General features: G+C 58.6%; 15 protein-coding genes and 3 tRNA genes. 1 reads left to right on the top strand and 17 read right to left on the bottom strand.

The window, feature by feature from the left end:
- Positions 1-16 precede the first annotated feature (16 nt).
- Positions 17-2,203: a DUF1631 domain-containing protein gene (locus V3W27_RS23565; RefSeq protein ID WP_330207674.1), complete on the bottom strand. Its 2,187-nt coding sequence runs from the start codon at positions 2,201-2,203 to the stop codon at positions 17-19.
- Positions 2,204-2,572: 369 nt separating this feature from the next.
- Here V3W27_RS23565 and nadC point away from each other — a divergent pair, with 369 nt between their 5' ends.
- Positions 2,573-3,421, top strand: a complete 849-nt coding sequence (gene nadC / locus V3W27_RS23570; RefSeq protein ID WP_027610785.1) for a carboxylating nicotinate-nucleotide diphosphorylase — start codon at positions 2,573-2,575, stop codon at positions 3,419-3,421.
- A 51-nt stretch (positions 3,422-3,472) separates the two neighbouring features.
- Here the strand turns inward: nadC and V3W27_RS23575 are convergent, their stop codons facing one another.
- The 16 genes from V3W27_RS23575 to ftsH form a co-directional block, all read right to left on the bottom strand.
- Positions 3,473-3,772, bottom strand: a complete 300-nt coding sequence (locus tag V3W27_RS23575) for a DUF6388 family protein (RefSeq protein ID WP_027610784.1) — start codon at positions 3,770-3,772, stop codon at positions 3,473-3,475.
- A 229-nt stretch (positions 3,773-4,001) separates the two neighbouring features.
- A tRNA-Thr gene (locus tag V3W27_RS23580) sits at positions 4,002-4,077 on the bottom strand.
- 129 nt (positions 4,078-4,206) lie between these two features.
- Positions 4,207-6,312, bottom strand: coding sequence for a polyribonucleotide nucleotidyltransferase (gene pnp, locus V3W27_RS23585; RefSeq protein WP_007961443.1), 2,106 nt, complete (start codon positions 6,310-6,312; stop codon positions 4,207-4,209).
- Positions 6,313-6,505: 193 nt separating this feature from the next.
- Positions 6,506-6,775: a 30S ribosomal protein S15 gene (gene rpsO / locus V3W27_RS23590; protein WP_003221553.1), complete on the bottom strand. Its 270-nt coding sequence runs from the start codon at positions 6,773-6,775 to the stop codon at positions 6,506-6,508.
- A 115-nt stretch (positions 6,776-6,890) separates the two neighbouring features.
- The gene (gene truB, locus V3W27_RS23595) at positions 6,891-7,808 is read right to left on the bottom strand and encodes a tRNA pseudouridine(55) synthase TruB (protein WP_024011571.1); all 918 of its coding nucleotides are present in this window, start codon (positions 7,806-7,808) and stop codon (positions 6,891-6,893) included.
- Between the two features lie 4 nt (positions 7,809-7,812).
- Positions 7,813-8,211 carry a 30S ribosome-binding factor RbfA gene (rbfA, locus tag V3W27_RS23600; protein ID WP_003221549.1) on the bottom strand — a complete coding sequence of 133 codons (399 nt, stop codon included), beginning with the start codon at positions 8,209-8,211 and terminating at the stop codon, positions 7,813-7,815.
- 160 nt (positions 8,212-8,371) lie between these two features.
- A complete protein-coding gene (infB, locus tag V3W27_RS23605; RefSeq protein WP_027610783.1) occupies positions 8,372-10,891 on the bottom strand; it encodes a translation initiation factor IF-2 in 2,520 nt (839 codons plus the stop codon).
- 27 nt (positions 10,892-10,918) lie between these two features.
- Positions 10,919-12,400, bottom strand: a complete 1,482-nt coding sequence (gene nusA, locus V3W27_RS23610; protein WP_003221546.1) for a transcription termination factor NusA — start codon at positions 12,398-12,400, stop codon at positions 10,919-10,921.
- A 47-nt stretch (positions 12,401-12,447) separates the two neighbouring features.
- On the bottom strand, positions 12,448-12,906 hold the full coding sequence (rimP, locus tag V3W27_RS23615) for a ribosome maturation factor RimP (protein WP_007915250.1): 459 nt from the start codon (positions 12,904-12,906) through the stop codon (positions 12,448-12,450).
- Positions 12,907-13,044: 138 nt separating this feature from the next.
- Positions 13,045-13,121: transfer RNA gene (locus V3W27_RS23620), tRNA-Met, on the bottom strand.
- A 97-nt stretch (positions 13,122-13,218) separates the two neighbouring features.
- Positions 13,219-13,304: transfer RNA gene (locus tag V3W27_RS23625), tRNA-Leu, on the bottom strand.
- Positions 13,305-13,326: 22 nt separating this feature from the next.
- On the bottom strand, positions 13,327-13,713 hold the full coding sequence (secG, locus tag V3W27_RS23630) for a preprotein translocase subunit SecG (RefSeq protein WP_330207694.1): 387 nt from the start codon (positions 13,711-13,713) through the stop codon (positions 13,327-13,329).
- Positions 13,714-13,717: 4 nt separating this feature from the next.
- Entirely contained in the window at positions 13,718-14,473 is a 756-nt protein-coding gene (gene tpiA / locus V3W27_RS23635) for a triose-phosphate isomerase (protein WP_008088336.1), read from the bottom strand.
- 65 nt (positions 14,474-14,538) lie between these two features.
- On the bottom strand, positions 14,539-15,876 hold the full coding sequence (gene glmM / locus V3W27_RS23640; protein ID WP_027610781.1) for a phosphoglucosamine mutase: 1,338 nt from the start codon (positions 15,874-15,876) through the stop codon (positions 14,539-14,541).
- A 16-nt stretch (positions 15,877-15,892) separates the two neighbouring features.
- Positions 15,893-16,744, bottom strand: coding sequence for a dihydropteroate synthase (gene folP, locus V3W27_RS23645; protein ID WP_330207675.1), 852 nt, complete (start codon positions 16,742-16,744; stop codon positions 15,893-15,895).
- An 8-nt stretch (positions 16,745-16,752) separates the two neighbouring features.
- Positions 16,753-18,660 (bottom strand): ATP-dependent zinc metalloprotease FtsH, encoded by a 1,908-nt coding sequence (ftsH, locus tag V3W27_RS23650; protein WP_027610779.1) that lies wholly within the window; start codon positions 18,658-18,660, stop codon positions 16,753-16,755.
- Positions 18,661-18,671 lie beyond the last annotated feature (11 nt).

Below are 18,671 nucleotides of genomic sequence, written 5' to 3' on the forward strand. Positions count from 1 at the left end.
GGCCCCCGGCGCGCGATCACTTGCCGCGATTGAGTCGCCGCAGATTGCCGAGCACCGATTCCAGCGCCCGATCGAACAGCAAGGTGTCATCCAGCGCCCGCACCGCGCCACAGCGGAACTCGAGGGCCAGATCGACGCGGCTGCGCTCCAGCACCTTCATCCCGGTGCGGTCGACGAACACGTATTTGCCGGTGGCTTCGATGATCGCTGCGAGCTTGCAGCGCAGGCTGTGCTCATCGTCTTCCTGGAACGCCACCCAACTGCCCAGGCGCAGTTGCTCCAACTGACGCAGCCCCGGGTCGTCATGCGCCAGGCCGCTGGCATTCACGCCGATCGCGCCCTCATCAGCGCTGCGCAGGGTGATGTGCTGCGACACCTCCACCAATGCCGGCGCATCGGCCGGCGGCTGCTCGGTGAGCGGTTCAAGCACACGCACATGCAGGGCTTCCAGCTCGCTGAAAAATTCGCTGGTGGCGAACGGATCAAACGCCGAACTGCTCAGGCCATCACGCAATGATTTGAGCAACCCTGGCACCAGCGCCAGCAACTGCAGACCGGCGTCCGCCTCGTCGTGACGCTGCACGCTCCAGATCAATTGCTCCATGGTCTGCACATCGGCCTGCCACTCAGCGCAGTGGTCGCCATGTTTGAGGCAGGTCAGCAGCAGCACTTTGCTCCACGCATCACGCACAAAGGTCACCACCGACGGCGGCAGGACTTTACCCAGCAACGCCTGGTTCAGCACATGCTCGACTCGTTGCCGAGCCAGTTCGGTTTTCGCCCGCCCTTCCTCGGCATCGCGCAAACGCTGTTCGAGCAATTCGCTGCGCCGCCGCTCATCACTGGTGAAGGCCAGGAAATCGGCGAGCAACTCGGAGAAAATCGCCGGGTCGTCGACGAAGTCACTCAACAGGCGCTGCACCACTTGTTCGATGCGCAGATACAGGCTGTCACGCGCCTCGCCATTGCAATCGCCCCAACCCATGGCAGCATCGGCGATTTCATTGAGCAGGCGCCGCGCCGGGTGGCTGCCGCGGCTGAAGAAACTCTTGTCGAGTACTGCCACCTTGAGCATCGGAATCTGCAAACGCGCGATCAACGCCTTGAGCGAATCCGGGAGGTTACGGTCTTCGAGGATGCAATCGAAGACCATGGCGATCAGGTTGATCACGTCTTCATCCGCGCCGTCGACAATGCGTGATTTGCCGCTCCTGACGCTGACCCGCGTCAGCAGCTGCTCAAGCTGATTGCGCAGATCGAAATCGTCCTGCGCCGCCAGTGCCGGGACGTATTGCTGCAAGTGTGAAAGCAGGCGCAGTAGATCACGGGTGCTGATCGGTTGCGCCGCCGCACTCGGCTCCAGGGTCGGCGCGACACTGCCGCGCACGTGCAGCAGCAGTTCCTGCAACGCGGCGAAGACTTCCTGCACGCCTTCGTCGGCGGGCGCGGGTTCGTCACTCTCTTCGCTGCTGATGCTTGCTGCCGCACGCTCGATTGCGCGGCGTGCGGGGGCCGGTTTCAACTCAGGCAACACGCCGGTGGCGACCAGCAATTGATTGGCTTCGGCATACAACTGCTCGGTATCGGCCAGCACGTAGCGCTCGAACAGTTTGAGCAGGATCAGCTTGACCTTGATCTCCACGCCCAGGTTACGTCCGGCCTGCAGAAAGAACTCGCAGAGCATCGCCGGGCCGAGCGGGTTGTGTTGGTTATCGAAATCCTTGCCCAGCAACACGTTGAGGCGTGCGGTCAGTTGATCAAGAGCAAAGCCATCACGCTTGAGCACCCGCCCGACCATGGTCTCGACCGCCACGCTGCGCTCCATGTCATCGGTACGCGGTGCCGAATCCTCGAATATCAGCGTGCCGGACAATGTGGGTTGCACGACTTCGTATTGAATCAGCGCGACAAAGGCTTCGAAGAATTGCTCGAGAAAACCCCGTTCGATGTTTTTGCGCTTGAGGCGCAGGTCGCGCATGGCTTCGAAAAAGATGTTCTGTTCGACGTCATTACGCGCCCGGTCAGCCATTTCGAACAGGGTGTCGTCTGCGTTATCAAACAATTCCTGCAAGCCGTGGCGCAGTTGCTGGGCGGCCTTGTCGCGGACCTGAAGCAGAATCACAGGCAGGCGGGCGAGCGGCGAATGATTCGCCTGATCGGTAGCGGCCTTGTGCAAAGGCACTACATTCCCGTCGTTGTGCATCCAAGCCTCCTGAAACGGTGATTTCACTGGTCAGTTACAACACAGGTCCCTGTGGGAGCGGGCTTGCTCGCGAAAGCGGTGTGTCGTTCGCCAAAACTGTCACTGACAAACCGCTTTCGCGAGCAAGCCCGCTCCCACATCGGCGTCAAAGCCATGACGTCAAATGCAAGGCGGATTATCTTGCAAAACTTGTCCCCGGCGCTATAGCCGTCAGGGTTTCCCCTATGTTGTCGCACCTTGCAGTGACCACGAAAAACCGCGCTTTGCTCACAGGAAATCGACCAGCTGCAGTCAGGCACGCGCGTTCTCGCCTTGGGTTGGCTCTCGCCATGCCCCTATAATCGGCGCACTTAGTTTGTGGAGCCCGTTATGCCGAATCTACGTCTCGCCGATCTGACCGCCGAAATCGAAGCCAACGTGCGCCGTGCGTTGCTCGAAGATGTCGGCAGCGGCGACATCACCGCACAACTGATCCCGGCCGAACGTCTGGCCAAAGCCACCATCATCACTCGCGACGAGGCGGTTATCTGCGGCACGGCGTGGGTCGACACGGTTTTTCGCCAGCTCGATCCGCGCGTCGCGGTGCACTGGCAGGTACGGGACGGTGAACGGGTCAAACCCAACCAGCCGTTGTTTCATCTGGAGGGCCCGGCCCGTTCGTTGCTGACTGGCGAACGCAGCGCGCTGAACTTCCTGCAACTGCTGTCCGGCGTGGCCACGCGTGCGCAATATCTGGCGGACTTCGTGGCGCAAACCCAGGTCAAGCTGCTGGATACCCGCAAGACCCTGCCGGGCCTGCGTCTGGCGCAGAAATACGCGGTGACCTGCGGTGGTTGCCACAACCACCGCATCGGCCTTTACGACGCGTTCCTGATCAAGGAAAACCACATCGCCGCCAGCGGTGGCATCGCGCAGGCCATCGCCGCCGCGCACAAGATCGCGCCGGGCAAACCGGTGGAAGTCGAAGTGGAGAGCCTGGAAGAACTGAAGGAGGCGCTGACTGCCGGCGCCGACATCATCATGCTCGACGAACTGAGCCTGGATGACATGCGCGAAGCCGTGCGCCTGAATGGCGGCAAGGCCAAACTGGAAGCCAGCGGCGGCATCAACGAAAGCACGCTGCTGCCGATCGCCGAAACCGGCGTGGATTACATCTCGATCGGGGCGATGACCAAGGACGTGAAGGCGGTGGACCTGTCGATGCGTCTGAGCCTCTGAGGCTGTCACGCAATAAAAAACGCCAGCCCGGTTGAGGCTGGCGTTTTTGTTTCAGACCACCAGATTGTTCATCTCGCAGTACTCGTCCCACTCGACGCCCAACACCTCGGCCGCCTCCTTGTGCAGCTCCAGGCGCTTGGCCTCAAACTCTTCAGGGGTGCTGGTGTACTTGAGCGTCAGCTCCCACGGCTGCAAGCCCTGGGCTTCGGCTTCGTCCTCGAATGCCCACTGGATCTGGTCTTTCTGATCATCAGGACTCAGGTCCTTGATCTCTTCTTTCAGGTCCGGGACGTCCTGAATGTATTTTTCCAGCGCTAGTGCGTGACGTTGCTCTTGAGTTAATTCGGTCATGGCGTTCTCGCTGATCGTAAGAATGGAGGATGGATCTGGATCATCAAGGATCTCTCTGACGCGGATTGTCCGGCCTTCGGAACCATTCGGGATCATCTGAAAACTGCTAAGCGATGCTCATGCAGGCACCGAATATAGGACGTTTGCATGACGAATTACACGGCTCTTTACATCTCTCGCACAAAAACTTTGACCTGGGAGATATAAATCGCGGGATTGCGCGAGGGGATGGTGCCCGAGACAGGAATCGAACCTGCGACCTTCGCGTTACGAGTGCGCTGCTCTACCGGCTGAGCTACACGGGCGGTGGGCTAAACCTAGCACCGGTCTTGAAGTCCGGCAACTTCAAAGCCTGTCCCGGTATTTCGCAGACAAAAAAATGCCCCGCCGTTTTCACGGCGGGGCATTTTCATTGCGCTAAAGCTGTGGGCTGATTAAACGCCCGAAGCCTTGGCCGCTGCCACGTCTTTGATGGACAGCTTGATACGGCCGCGGTTGTCCACGTCCAGTACCAGCACTTCCACTTCCTGGCCTTCTTTCAGGATGTCGGTGACTTTCTCTACGCGAGCGTCGCTCAGCATCGAGATGTGCACCAGACCGTCCTTGCCCGGCAGGATGTTGACGAAAGCGCCGAAGTCGACGATGCGTTCAACCTTGCCGACGTAGATCTTGCCGATCTCGGCTTCTGCGGTGATGCTCAGAACGCGCTGACGAGCAGCCTCTGCGGCATCCTTGGTTTCGCCGAAGATCTTGATCGAGCCGTCGTCTTCGATGTCGATCGAAGCCTTGGTTTCTTCGCAGATCGCACGGATGGTCGCGCCACCTTTACCGATAACGTCACGGATCTTGTCGGTGTCGATCTTCATCGCGATCATGGTCGGAGCGTTGGCCGACAGTTCGGTACGCGACTGGCCGATGATCTGGTTCATCTGGCCGAGGATGTTCAGGCGCGCTTCCAGGGCTTGGCCCAGAGCGATTTCCATGATCTCTTCGGTGATGCCCTTGATCTTGATGTCCATCTGCAGCGCAGTAACGCCTTTGGCGGTACCGGCTACTTTGAAGTCCATGTCGCCCAGGTGGTCTTCGTCACCCAGGATGTCGGTCAGGACGGCGAACTTCTCGCCTTCTTTAACCAGACCCATGGCGATACCGGCAACCGGAGCCTTCATTGGCACACCAGCGTCCATCAGGGCCAGGGAAGCGCCGCAAACGGAAGCCATCGAGCTCGAACCGTTGGATTCGGTGATTTCCGAAACCACACGGATGGTGTACGGGAACACGTCAGCGGCTGGCAGCATGGCCGAAACCGAACGACGGGCCAGACGGCCGTGACCGATTTCACGACGACCAGCGCCACCCATGCGACCACACTCGCCCACCGAGAACGGAGGGAAGTTGTAGTGCAGCATGAACGGGTCTTTTTTCTCGCCTTCCAGGGTGTCCAGCAGCTGTGCGTCGCGGGCAGTACCCAGCGTCGCGACTACCAGAGCCTGGGTTTCGCCACGGGTGAACAGCGCCGAACCGTGAGTCTTAGGCAGAACGCCGACTTCGATGTTCAGCGGACGTACGGTGCGGGTGTCGCGGCCGTCGATACGTGGCTTGCCGTTAACGATGTTTTCGCGAACGGTGCGGTATTCGATTTCGCCGAAAGCGGCTTTGACGTCAGCAGCAGAAGGCTGGCCTTCTTCGCCGGACAGCTTGGCAACGACCTGGTCTTTCAGCTCGCCCAGACGTGCGTAGCGGTCAGCCTTGACGGTGATGGTGTAAGCCTGGGAGATCGCTTCGCCGAACTCGGCACGGATCGCGCCCAGCAGTTCGGTGGCTTCTGGAGCAGGAGCCCAGGTCCAGGTTGGCTTGGCAGCTTCAGCGGCCAGTTCTTTGACGGCGTTGATCACCACCTGGAACTCGTCGTGAGCAAACAGTACCGCGCCCAGCATCTGGTCTTCGGTCAGCTCTTTGGCTTCCGATTCAACCATCAGTACGGCGTCGGAGGTGCCGGCAACGACCATGTCCAGGCTCGAAGCAGCTTGCTGCTCGTAGGTCGGGTTCAGCAGGTAGCCGGTGCTTTCGTGGAAAGCGACGCGAGCGGCGCCGATCGGGCCGTCGAACGGAATGCCCGAGATGGCCAGGGCAGCCGAGGTACCGATCATCGCAGCGATGTCCGGATCGGTCTTCTTGCTGGTGGAAACGACGGTGCAGACAACCTGCACTTCGTTCATGAAGCCTTCCGGGAACAGCGGACGGATCGGACGGTCGATCAGTCGGGAAGTCAGGGTTTCTTTCTCGGAAGGACGGCCTTCACGCTTGAAGAAACCGCCAGGGATCTTACCGGCAGCGTAAGTCTTTTCCTGGTAGTGAACGGACAGAGGGAAGAAGCCCTTGCCTGGATCGGCTTGCTTGGCACCGACTACGGTCACCAATACGCTGACGTCGTCGTCAACGGTGACCAATACTGCGCCGGAGGCCTGACGGGCGATACGGCCAGTCTCGAGGGTAACGGTCGACTGACCGAACTGGAATTTTTTGATTACCGGGTTCACGGTGTCCTACCTTCTTTGTGGCTCTTGGGGGAACTGGTTTCTTGCGAAATTCTTGGGCAATGTCGGGAATCGGCCCGCTGACTGTCCGGGTAAAACGGTAGTGCAGATAAAACTTGAGGCTGGGAGCCTGCCAGCCACCAGCGGAAAACCGCTGATGCCTGACAGACAACCAACCTCATAGCGCAATCGCTGATTAGCGACGCAGACCCAGGCGGCCGATCAGAGCGCTGTAACGGCTCAGATCTTTGCCTTTCAGGTAATCCAGCAGCTTACGACGCTGGTTTACCATGCGGATCAGACCACGACGGGAGTGGTGGTCTTTACCGTTGGCCTTGAAGTGACCTTGCAGTTTGTTGATGTTGGCGGTCAGCAGTGCAACTTGCACTTCTGGCGAACCAGTATCACCAACAGCTTGCTGGTAGTCGGCAACGATTTGAGCTTTTTCTTGAACGTCGAGAGCCATGAGGCAATCCTTTTATCAGGAAACTGTTTCAAAAACAGTTTCAACAGGCCAGGGACAAATCCCTGTATCTATAAATGAGTAGTGACCGTGCCTGTTAACAGCCACACTCGTTCGGTCATTCTGACCGAATCAGTCGACGCGGCGCGATGCGCCCGTCTTCGCTCACTTCACCGATACCGATGAAGCGACCATTGTGATCCTGTACCCGTACCATGCCGAACTTCGGAGCATCCGGGGCACGTACCGGCTGGCCGTTGAGCCAGTAGAACGCACTCGCTTCGGAGAAGTGCAGCAGCGGCCAATCCTGCAGGCCGCTGTCCGATGGCATCAGGAAGCGGTCGACCGCTTCGTTGCCGCCTTCGGCATGTACCGCTTCCAGCTCTTCGAGGGTCACGGTCTGCGCCAGGGTGAAAGGCCCGGCCTGGGTACGACGCAGTTCTGCGACGTACGCACCACAACCGAGTTGCTCACCGATATCCTCCACCAGGGTGCGGATATAGGTGCCCTTGCTGCAATCCACCGCAAGACGCGCAGTATCGCCTTCGAAGGCCAGCAATTCCAAGCGCGCAATAGTAACAGAACGCGGTTCGCGCTCCACTACTTCGCCTGCACGGGCCAGCTTGTACAGCGGCTGACCGTCACGCTTGAGTGCCGAGTACATCGGCGGTATCTGACTGATTTGCCCACGAAATTTCGGCAGAACCGCTTCGACATCGGCGCGACCAACGGTCACCGGGCGCTCCTGCAAAACCTCACCCTCGGCGTCCGCCGTGGTAGTGGTCTTGCCCAGTTGCGCCAGGGTTTCGTAACCCTTGTCGGAATCGAGCAGGTATTGCGAGAACTTCGTTGCCTCACCAAAGCACAGCGGCAATACACCGGTGGCCAGCGGGTCGAGACTGCCGGTGTGACCGGCCTTCTCGGCGTTGAGCAACCAGCGAACCTTCTGCAACGCGGCGTTGGAGGTGAACCCCAGCGGCTTGTCGAGCAGGATGATACCGCTGACGTTACGACGGATACGTTTGACCTGAGCCACCGAATTACTCCTTGGTGTCTTCAGGTGCAGCGGCCAGGTGCTGATTGTCCTCAGCCACGGCGCGCTCGATCAGGGCCGACAGGTGCGCGCCACGCACGACGCTTTCGTCGTAGTGGAAGTGCAATTGCGGCACGCTGCGCAGCTTCATTTCACGGGCCAGCTGCATGCGCAGGAAACCTGCGGCAGCGTTGAGCACCTTGATGCTTTGCGCGATGTCTTCGGCGTTGTCCTGCCCCATCACGGTGATGAAGATCTTCGCGTGACCGACGTCACGGCTGACTTCCACAGCGGTAATGGTGACCAGGCCGACGCGCGGGTCTTTGACTTCACGACGGATCAGCTGGGCCAGCTCACGCTGCATCTGATCGCCGATACGTTGGGTACGGCTGTATTCTTTTGCCATGATTTTGTTACCTGTTACTGCCCCACGGTGAAACCCGCAAGGTCTGAAAGCGGCAAACGCCCGGCCTGACAAAAGCCAGACCGGGCGTTGCGTTTAGAGTCCTGACGCCGTGGCGCGCATCTGCATGCGGCGGCTCGGCGTGGCCCTTGAAGTGCGCGAGTCAGAGGCTGCGAGCAACCTGAACCTTCTCGAAGACTTCGATCTTGTCACCGACTTTGACGTCGTTGTAGCTCTTCACGCCGATACCGCATTCCATGCCGGCACGTACTTCGGAAGCGTCATCCTTGAAGCGGCGCAGGGATTCCAGCTCGCCTTCGAAGATAACGATGTCTTCACGCAGTACACGGATCGGACGGTTACGGTGAACAACACCTTCGATCACCATGCAACCGGCGATCGCGCCAAACTTCGGCGAACGGAACACATCACGCACTTCGGCCACACCCAGGATGTTCTCGCGAACATCGCTGCCGAGCATGCCGGTCAGGGCTTTCTTGACGTCTTCGATGATGTCGTAGATCACGTTGTAGTAACGCATGTCCAGACCTTCCTGCTCGACGATCTTCCGTGCACCAGCATCGGCACGCACGTTGAAGCCGAACAGTACAGCGTTGGAAGCCAGTGCCAGGTTGGCGTCGGATTCGGTGATACCACCGACACCGCCACCGACTACGCGCACTTGCACTTCGTCGTTGCCCAGGCCGTTCAGAGCGCCCTGCAAAGCTTCCAGCGAACCACGGACGTCGGATTTGAGGACGATGTTGAGCGTCTTCTTCTCTTCCTGGCCCATGTTTTCGAAGATGTTTTCCAGCTTGCCGGCGTGAGCGCGAGCCAGTTTGACTTCGCGGAACTTGCCTTGACGGAACAGAGCCACTTCACGGGCTTTCTTCTCGTCGGCAACCACGCTCATCTCGTCGCCAGCGTCCGGCGTACCGTCAAGACCCAGGATCTCGACCGGAATGGCCGGACCTGCTTCCTTGATCGGCTTGCCGTTCTCGTCGAGCATGGCGCGCACGCGGCCATAGTTCGAGCCGACCAGCACCATGTCGCCTTGACGCAGCGTACCGTCCTGAACCAGAACAGTGGCTACCGGGCCACGGCCCTTGTCCAGACGCGATTCGACGACTACGCCACGGCCAGGAGCCGATGGCGTGGCGGTCAGTTCGAGTACTTCGGCCTGCAGCAGAACCGCTTCGAGCAGCTCGTCAACGCCGGTACCCATTTTCGCCGAGACCGGTACGAATGGAGTGTCGCCACCCCAGTCTTCGGAGGTCACGCCGTGAACCGACAGTTCGCTGCGGATGCGATCGAGGTCGGCACCCGGCTTGTCGATCTTGTTCACCGCAACCACCAGAGGAACGCCAGCCGCCTGAGCGTGCTGAACAGCCTCGATGGTTTGCGGCATCACGCCGTCGTCCGCCGCAACCACCAGGATCACGATGTCGGTCGCCTTGGCACCACGGGCACGCATTGCGGTAAACGCAGCGTGACCCGGGGTGTCGAGGAACGTCACCATGCCGCGGTCGGTTTCAACGTGGTACGCACCGATGTGCTGGGTAATGCCGCCGGCTTCGCCCGCTGCTACCTTGGCACGACGGATGTAGTCGAGCAGGGAAGTCTTACCGTGGTCAACGTGGCCCATTACGGTCACGACTGGCGCACGGGAAACTGCCTCACCTTCAAACTTCAGGGACTCGGCCAAGGAATCTTCCAGGGCGGTGTCGCTGACCAGGGTCACTTTGTGGCCCAGCTCTTCAGCTACCAGTTGAGCAGTTTCCTGATCGAGTACCTGGTTGATGGTCGCTGGAGTGCCCAGTTTGAACATGAACTTGATGATTTCAGCAGCCTTGACCGACATCTGCTGAGCGAGATCGCCAACAGTGATGGTCTCGCCGATCTTCACTTCACGCACGACAGGACCGGTAGGGTTCTGGAAACCGTGAGCGTTGCGTTTTTTCAGCTTGGCCTTGCCGCGACCACCACGACGGAAGCCATCGCTTTCTTCGTCGGTAGTGCGTGGCGCCACACGTGGAGCCGGCGCTTTTTCTTTGACCGATGCGCGATGCGGAGCGTTTTTGCGCTCGCCATCGCCACCACCGCCGCGACGATTGTTATCGTCGGCACGTGGCTTGTCCGGACGGCGCTGTTCGTCACGCTTGCGAGTGTCGGCAGCCGGCGCAGCAGCAACCGGCGCGGCGTCGCGCACTGGTTCAGCGACTGGCGCAGGTGCTGCAACAGCTTCGGCAGGAGCGGACGGCGCAGCAGCAGGCTGGCGACGCGCTTCTTCTTCAGCGCGCTGCTTGGCTTCTTCTTCAGCCTTCTGACGAGCAGCATTTTCTACTGCGCGACGCTCTTCCAGTTCACGCTTGCGCTCGGCTTCGATTTCTTCCGGGCTACGCTGTACGAAAACTTTCTTCTTGCGAACTTCAACGCTGATGCTCTTGCTACCAGCCACACGCAGGGTGCTGGTGGTTTTACGCTGCAGCGTGATCTTGCGTGGTTCTTCCACTTTCGCCTTGTGGCTGCTCTTCAAGTGAGTCAGCAGGGATTGCTTCTCACTGTCAGTCACATTTTCTTCGGCGGCGGTGTGCGGCAGACCTGCCTCACGCATCTGCTGCAACAGGCGCTCTACCGGTGTTTTGACCTCATCGGCCAGTTGTTTCACCGTGACTTGCGTCATGCACTTCTCTCCTCAGGCCGCGCCTAATTACTCGAACCAGTGGGCTCGGGCGGCCATGATCAACTTGCCGGCACGATCATCGTCAATGCCGTCGATGTCGAGCAGGTCGTCAATAGACTGCTCGGCCAGGTCTTCGCGGGTAATTACGCCGCGCACCGCCAGTTCCATCGCCAAATCCTTGTCCATACCCTCAAGCGAGAGCAGGTCTTCGGCCGGATGGGCGTCTGCCAGCTTTTCCTCAGTAGCGATGGCTTTGGTCAACAAACGATCCTTGGCACGAGCGCGAAGCTCGTTGACGATATCTTCGTCAAAGCCGTCGATGTTGAGCATTTCTTCCAACGGTACGTAGGCAATCTCTTCCAGGCTGGTGAAGCCTTCATCTACCAGCACCTGAGCCAGTTCTTCGTCGACTTCCAGCTCGTCGATGAAGTTGCGCAGGATGTCGCCGGTTTCTGCTTGCTGCTTAGCCTGGATGTCCGATTCGGTCATCACGTTCAGGGTCCAGCCAGTCAACTGGCTCGCCAGACGCACGTTCTGACCACCTCGACCGATGGCCTGAGCCAGATTGTCTGCGCCAACGGCGATGTCCATTGCATGGGCATCTTCGTCAACGATAATGGCCGCCACTTCTGCCGGCGACATGGCATTGATCACGAACTGCGCCGGGTTATCGTCCCAGAGGACGATATCGACACGCTCGCCACCCAACTCGCCCGACACGGCCTGGACGCGCGAACCGCGCATACCGATGCACGCGCCCTGCGGGTCGATGCGTTTGTCCTTGGAACGGACAGCGATCTTGGCACGCGACCCCGGATCACGGGACGCCGCCATCACTTCGATCAGGCCTTCAGCGATTTCCGGCACTTCGATACGGAACAGCTCGATCAGCATTTCCGGCGCGGTACGCGACAGGATCAGCTGCGGGCCGCGGTTCTCGGTGCGGATTTCCTTGAGCAGTGCACGCAGACGCACACCGACACGGAAGGTTTCGCGAGAAATGATGTCTTCACGGGCCAGCAACGCTTCGGCGTTGTTGCCCAGATCGACGATCACGTTGTCGCGGGTGACTTTCTTCACGGTGCCGGAGATGATTTCTCCCAGGCGCTCGCGATAGGCGTCGACCACTTGAGCGCGCTCGGCTTCACGAACTTTCTGCACGATGACCTGTTTGGCGGTCTGTGCTGCAATGCGGCCGAACTCGATGGATTCGATCTTTTCTTCGACGACGTCGCCGACCTTGGCGCCCGGATGCGTTTCGGCAACCTTGCTTGGCCAGGTTTCGATCGCAGGATCGTCGAGATCATTCTCTTCGACGACTGTCCAGCGACGGAAAGTCTCGTAGGAACCGGTGTGGCGGTTAATTTCCACACGCAGGTCAACTTCGTCTTCAAAACGCTTTTTGGTAGCAGTGGCCAGAGCCAGCTCCAGCGCTTCAAAAATCACGCTTGCCGGTACGCCCTTTTCATTGGATACCGACTCAACAACCAGCAGTACTTCTTTGCTCATCGTACGCCTCGCCTTTCGCAAGCCATTGGATCCGCGGGATCCGCGTCTCAGTCAAAACTGGGAATAATGTTGGCCTTGTCGATCATATCGATCGGCAACAGGAATTCATGGTCATCTACCTGCACCACGACATCCTGTTCTTCTACACCGCGCAGAAGGCCCTGAAAGTTGCGTCGACCTTCAAAAGGCGAGCGCAGCTTGATCTTCACTTGTTCACCGGCAAATTTTGCAAACTGCTCAAGAGTGAACAGTGGGCGTTCCATGCCAGGCGAGGAAACTTCGAGGGTGTATTCAACGGAGATCGGATCTTCAACATCCAGGACACCGCTGATCTGACGGCTGACAATGGCGCAATCGTCCACCAGCACGCCACCCTCTTTATCGATATAAACGCGCAACATCGAGTGACGACCTTGAGCCGAAAACTCGATACCCCAGCATTCATAGCCTAGGGCCACGACCACCGGGGCCAACAAGGCCTGCAACTCTTCTAGCTTGCTCGACACCTGAACCCCCTCGTGCATGTAAATGCATGCGCTGCAAAATAAAAAAATGGGCGAAACGCCCATCCTTGAAACGCCGTCGAACATCGGCGTAGAAAGTGTCCAGCTAACAAAAAGCCCCTGAAAAGGGGCTCCTTAAACTGGTTGCGGGGGCCGGATTTGAACCGACGACCTTCGGGTTATGAGCCCGACGAGCTACCAGACTGCTCCACCCCGCGACAAAGCTGGGGCGGAAGTATACGACCGATCCCTTATAGGGTCAATGTAACCTTCCACCTGCAAGAAAGCCCGCAACAGCGGGCTCTCCTGACTAATTGGTACCGAGAAGGGGACTCGAACCCCTACACCCTATGGGCACAACCACCTCAAGGTTGCGTGTCTACCAATTCCACCACCTCGGCAAAACTACGTTTGAAACCCTTCTTACTTCTGCTCTTGAGCTGGAGGTACGTCAGTCGCTGGAGTAGCCGACTTTTGCTCTTGAAGCACCGGGACATCATCAGAAGCCGGTTGTTGTTGCTTAGGTACTTCCAACACTACTGGATCTGGCAAACCTGCTTGAGTCAGCTGATGAGCCTTCTCTTTAGCAAAGTAACCTAACCCCAAGCTGGTTATGAAGAAACCGGCGGCAAGTATAGCAGTAAACTTACTAAGAAAGGTAGAGGAACCTTGGCTTCCGAACACAGTATTTGAAGCACCTGCTCCGAAAGACGCGCCAGCGTCCGCACCCTTACCCTGCTGCAGCAAAACCAGAGCAACTACGCCCAATGCACCCAGCAGATGAAAAACGACTACGACTGTTTCCAGCATTTTTTCAGTTTCCCGCGGCGCGACAAATCGCACCGAACTCATCTGCATTCAGGGAAGCTCCACCAATGAGCCCCCCATCGATATCCGGCATGCCGAACAGTTCGACCGCATTGGCCGCCTTCACGCTGCCGCCGTATAGAAGCCGCACACCTCGTGCGACTTCAGAATTCTCTGCCGCCAACTGCTCGCGAATGGCTTTATGCACATCCTGAGCCTGTTGCGGCGTTGCAGTCAGTCCGGTACCAATGGCCCAGACAGGCTCGTAAGCAATGACTGCCTTGGCAAAGGCACCAACACCCAGCTCCTCGATGATGCTGCCCAGCTGACGCCCGACAACTTCAAGAGTTTTTCCGGCTTCGCGCTGCTCGAGGGTTTCCCCTACACACAACACCGGAATCAAGCCACATGCCTGTGCCGCTGCGAACTTGCGATTCAGCATCCCGTCTCGCTCGCCCATTATCTGGCGGCGTTCGGAGTGCCCGACAAGCACCAGGGAACAACCTGCATCCACCAACTGACTCGGTGCAATTTCACCGGTCAATGCACCTTGCATGGATTCCACCGCAGAATTCTGCGCACCGACCGAAATCGATTTGCCTTTCAAGCCATCAATCACTTGATTGATATGCAAGCAAGGCGGGAATACCGCGACATCAACACCGCTTGGCAAGGCCAGATGACGAAGGCCGTTGATCAGCTCAGCGACGCTGGCGCGGGTACCGTGCATCTTCCAGTTACCAGCTACCATAGGGCGACGCATGCTGTACCTCGTCGGTCAAAGTGGGCGCAGATGTTACCCAACACAATCATGGCTGGCAAGCCGAATCAGGCAGAAACTTCACTTACCAGTTTTGCCAGTTCTTCGGCGTAGCTGCGAACCTGAGTTTCATCCTCACCTTCGACCATCACACGCACCAAAGGCTCTGTACCGGACTTGCGCAGAAGTACCCGGCCACGCCCCGCCATTGCCTGGGTGACACGCGCACTGGCTTCCTTGACCGCCGGATGCTCAAGCGGACTTTCACCGCCACCAAAACGCACATTGATCAGCACCTGAGGACACTTGCGCAAGGCCTGACGCGTTTGCGCAAGACCTTCATTGCGGGCCTTCAGTGCCATCAGCACCTGGAGCGCAGCAATGATCGCATCACCGGTGGTGGTGTGATTGAAGCAGACGATATGCCCCGAGTTTTCACCGCCTACCAGCCAGTCGCGCTCCAGCAGTTCGGCGATCACATAACGGTCACCGACATTGGCACGAATGAATGGTATCGAGAGCTCTGCCAGCGCGAGTTCAAGACCCAGGTTGCTCATCAGCGTACCGACTACGCCGCCCTGCAATTTGCCCCGCCCGTGCAGATCGCGCGCAATGATGAACAGCAACTCATCACCATCAACGATGGCGCCAGTGTGATCAACCATCAACACCCGATCACCGTCACCATCAAAGGCGATGCCCAGATCAGCGTGCTCGGCCAGAACCGCGGCCTGCAGCTGACCCATATGGGTCGAGCCGCAATTGTCATTGATGTTCAGACCGTTGGGCTGCGCCGACAGCACGACCACTTCAGCACCCAGCTCACGGAACACACTCGGAGCAACCTTGTAGGTCGCACCGTGCGCACAATCGATCACGATCTTCAAACCGGAAAAACTGGTACCGGTCGGCACACTGCTTTTGCAGAATTCGATGTAGCGGCCGGAGGCGTCATTGATGCGCGACACCTTGCCGATCTTGCTCGACTCAACCACAGTCATTGGGGTATCGAGCAGCTCTTCGATCATCAGCTCCAGCTCATCAGGCAGCTTTGTGCCCTTGCCGGAGAAAAACTTGATGCCGTTATCGTCATGCGGATTGTGCGAAGCACTGATCACGATCCCGGCTTCAGCCTGGAACGTGCGCGCCAGATAAGCAATGGCAGGCGTCGGCATCGGACCGAGCAGCATCACGTCCGCACCAGCCGAGGTCAGGCCTGCTTCAAGTGCCGATTCGAACATGTAGCCAGAGATGCGCGTGTCCTTGCCGACCAGCACCTTGCAGGCGCCCATCTTGCGAAAGGCCATACCCGCCGCCCAGCCGAGCTTAAGCATGAAGTCAGGAGTAATCGGATATTCACCGACACGACCACGAATACCGTCAGTACCAAAGTATTTCTTGCTCATAAGTGCTCCATCATTCTTATTCGGCTGATTCCACGGCCGCGAGCATGCGCATCACGTCTACCGTTTCCGCCACATCATGGACGCGCAATATACGCGCTCCTTTAACCGACGCGAGTGCTGCGAGAGCCAGACCACCATAAAGACGCTCACCCACGGGGCGGTTCAATGCGTGGCCGATCATGCTTTTGCGTGAGACACCGACCAATAGCGGACGCCCCAGCGCATGCAGGGCTTCCATATGCTTGAACAAGCTTAGATTGTGCTGCAGGGTTTTCGCGAAACCGAAACCGGGATCAAGAATGATCCGTTCGGCAGGAATACCCGCCGCCGCACATTGAGTCATGCGCTCTGCCAGAAACTCACCCACTTCCCGGGTAACGTCCTGATAATGCGGATTGTCCTGCATGTCACCCGGCTCGCCGAGCATGTGCATCAGGCAGACCGGCAACCCGGTCGCGGCTGCGGCATCCAGCGCGCCATCGCGGCGCAGCGAGCGCACATCATTGATCAACCCGGCACCCAGGCGCGCCGTTTCACGCATCACCGCTGGCGTCGAAGTATCGACCGAGATGACCACATCCAGCTCGCGATTGATCAACTCCACGATCGGAGCTACGCGCTCCAGCTCCTCCAGCGGCGAAACCGCTCGAGCGCCAGGCCGGGTCGATTCGCCGCCGACATCGATCAGCGTCGCACCAGCAGCCACCATGGCTTCGGCGTGACGCAAAGCCACGTCGAGCTGGTTGTACCGGCCACCGTCGGAAAAGGAATCGGGAGTGACATTGAGAATACCCATGACATGCGTCTGGGCCAAATCAAGAACCCGATTGCCGCAAGGCAACCGGGTCAGGGACTGTACAGAAGTCATTTCAAACCTTAAACGTCAGCAGCCGGACCGCCGATCGGTGTTTCCGGGCGCTCATCCTGAATCACTGGAGGCGGGGGCGTACCCGTGCCACCGGTCCAGTCACGCGGTTCGCGAGGCGTACGACCCGCCATGATGTCGTCGATCTGCTCGGCATCGATGGTTTCGTACTTCATCAGCGCATCAGCCATGGCATCCAGCTTGTCACGGTTGTCCGTGAGGATCTGCTTGGCCGTGCCGTAGCACTGGTCAATGATGCTGCGCACTTCGGAGTCGATCAGCTTGGCAGTCTCACCGGAGAAACTTGCATTCTGACCGCCACCACCGCGACCGAGGAACACTTCACCCTCTTCTTCGGCGTACATCAGCGGACCGAGCTTTTCCGACAGACCCCACTTGGTCACCATGTTCCGCGCAATCTGACTGGCACGCATGATGTCGTTGGAAGCGCCGGTGGTCACACCGTCGAAACCAAGGGTCATTTCTTCGGCGATACGGCCACCGTACAGCGAGCAGATCTGACTGATCAACGCACGTTTGGACAGGCTGTAGCGATCTTCTTCCGGCAGGAACATGGTCACACCCAGCGCACGACCACGTGGAATGATCGAAACCTTGTAGACCGGATCATGCTCAGGTACGACGCGACCGACAATAGCGTGACCCGCTTCGTGATAAGCGGTGTTCTGCTTCTCTTTCTCGGACATGACCATCGATTTGCGCTCGGCGCCCATCATGATCTTGTCTTTGGCCAGTTCGAACTCTTTCATTTCGACGATGCGCTTGCCGCTGCGTGCAGCGAACAGCGACGCTTCGTTGACCAGGTTGGCCAGATCGGCACCAGAGAAGCCCGGGGTACCACGTGCGATAACGGCCGGGGCAACGTCGTCACCCATTGGCACTTTGCGCATGTGAACCTTGAGGATCTGCTCGCGACCACGGATATCCGGCAAACCTACAACGACCTGACGGTCGAAACGGCCCGGACGCAGCAGCGCAGGGTCGAGTACGTCAGGACGGTTGGTAGCGGCGATCACGATGATGCCGTCATTCATTTCAAAGCCATCCATCTCTACCAGCAACTGGTTGAGAGTCTGCTCACGCTCGTCGTGACCGCCGCCCATGCCGGCGCCACGGTGGCGACCGACGGCGTCGATTTCGTCGATGAAGATGATGCACGGCGCATGCTTCTTGGCCTGCTCGAACATGTCGCGAACGCGGCTTGCGCCAACACCCACGAACATTTCAACGAAGTCGGAACCGGAAATAGTGAAGAACGGAACCTTCGCTTCGCCGGCAATCGCCTTGGCCAGCAAGGTTTTACCGGTACCCGGAGGGCCGACCATCAATACGCCGCGAGGAATACGACCACCCAGGCGCTGAAACTTGCCCGGATCACGCAGGAACTCAACCAGTTCGCCGACCTCTTCCTTGGCTTCGTCGCAACCTGCAACGTCAGCCAGGGTGGTTTTCACCTGATCTTCGGAAAGCAGGCGTGCCTTGCTCTTGCCGAAGCTCATCGGTCCGCCCTTGCCGCCAGCACCGCCCTGCATCTGGCGCATGAAGAACATGAACACCGCGATGATCACCAGGATCGGGAAGCTCGCCACCAGGAGTTGAGTCCAGATGCTTTGCTGTTCAGGCTGCTTGCCCTCAACCACAACGTGGTTGTCGACCAGGTCGCCGATCAGGCCATTGTCCTGGATCGCCGGACGAATGGTCTTGAAGCTGTCGCCATCGTTGCGCTTGCCGGTAATCACATAGCCATCAACGGCTACGCGCTCGACCTTGCCATCCTTGACCTGCTGGATGAAGTCGGAATAGTTGAGGGTCTGCGGCTCGTTAGGGCTGGAGAAGTTGTTCATCACCGTCACGAGGACTGCCGCAATGATCAACCACAGGATCAGATTCTTTGCCATATCGTTCAATT

It is taken from the genome of Pseudomonas sp. AM14(2022) (assembly GCF_036346455.1).
GTDB classification, from domain to species: Bacteria; Pseudomonadota; Gammaproteobacteria; order Pseudomonadales; family Pseudomonadaceae; genus Aquipseudomonas; species Aquipseudomonas putida_A.

Coding starts and splice junctions, on each gene's coding strand:
- nusA (WP_003221546.1), bottom strand. CDS start 12,400: ATGAGCAAAGAAGTACTGCTGGTTGTTGAGTCGGTATCCAATGAAAAG.
- glmM (WP_027610781.1), bottom strand. CDS start 15,876: ATGAGCAAGAAATACTTTGGTACTGACGGTATTCGTGGTCGTGTCGGT.
- folP (WP_330207675.1), bottom strand. CDS start 16,744: ATGACTTCTGTACAGTCCCTGACCCGGTTGCCTTGCGGCAATCGGGTT.
- rpsO (WP_003221553.1), bottom strand. CDS start 6,775: ATGGCTCTCGACGTTCAAGAAAAAGCTCAAATCGTTGCCGACTACCAG.
- secG (WP_330207694.1), bottom strand. CDS start 13,713: ATGCTGGAAACAGTCGTAGTCGTTTTTCATCTGCTGGGTGCATTGGGC.
- V3W27_RS23565 (WP_330207674.1), bottom strand. CDS start 2,203: ATGCACAACGACGGGAATGTAGTGCCTTTGCACAAGGCCGCTACCGAT.
- infB (WP_027610783.1), bottom strand. CDS start 10,891: ATGACGCAAGTCACGGTGAAACAACTGGCCGATGAGGTCAAAACACCG.
- rbfA (WP_003221549.1), bottom strand. CDS start 8,211: ATGGCAAAAGAATACAGCCGTACCCAACGTATCGGCGATCAGATGCAG.
- V3W27_RS23575 (WP_027610784.1), bottom strand. CDS start 3,772: ATGACCGAATTAACTCAAGAGCAACGTCACGCACTAGCGCTGGAAAAA.
- tpiA (WP_008088336.1), bottom strand. CDS start 14,473: ATGCGTCGCCCTATGGTAGCTGGTAACTGGAAGATGCACGGTACCCGC.
- nadC (WP_027610785.1), top strand. CDS start 2,573: ATGCCGAATCTACGTCTCGCCGATCTGACCGCCGAAATCGAAGCCAAC.
- ftsH (WP_027610779.1), bottom strand. CDS start 18,660: ATGGCAAAGAATCTGATCCTGTGGTTGATCATTGCGGCAGTCCTCGTG.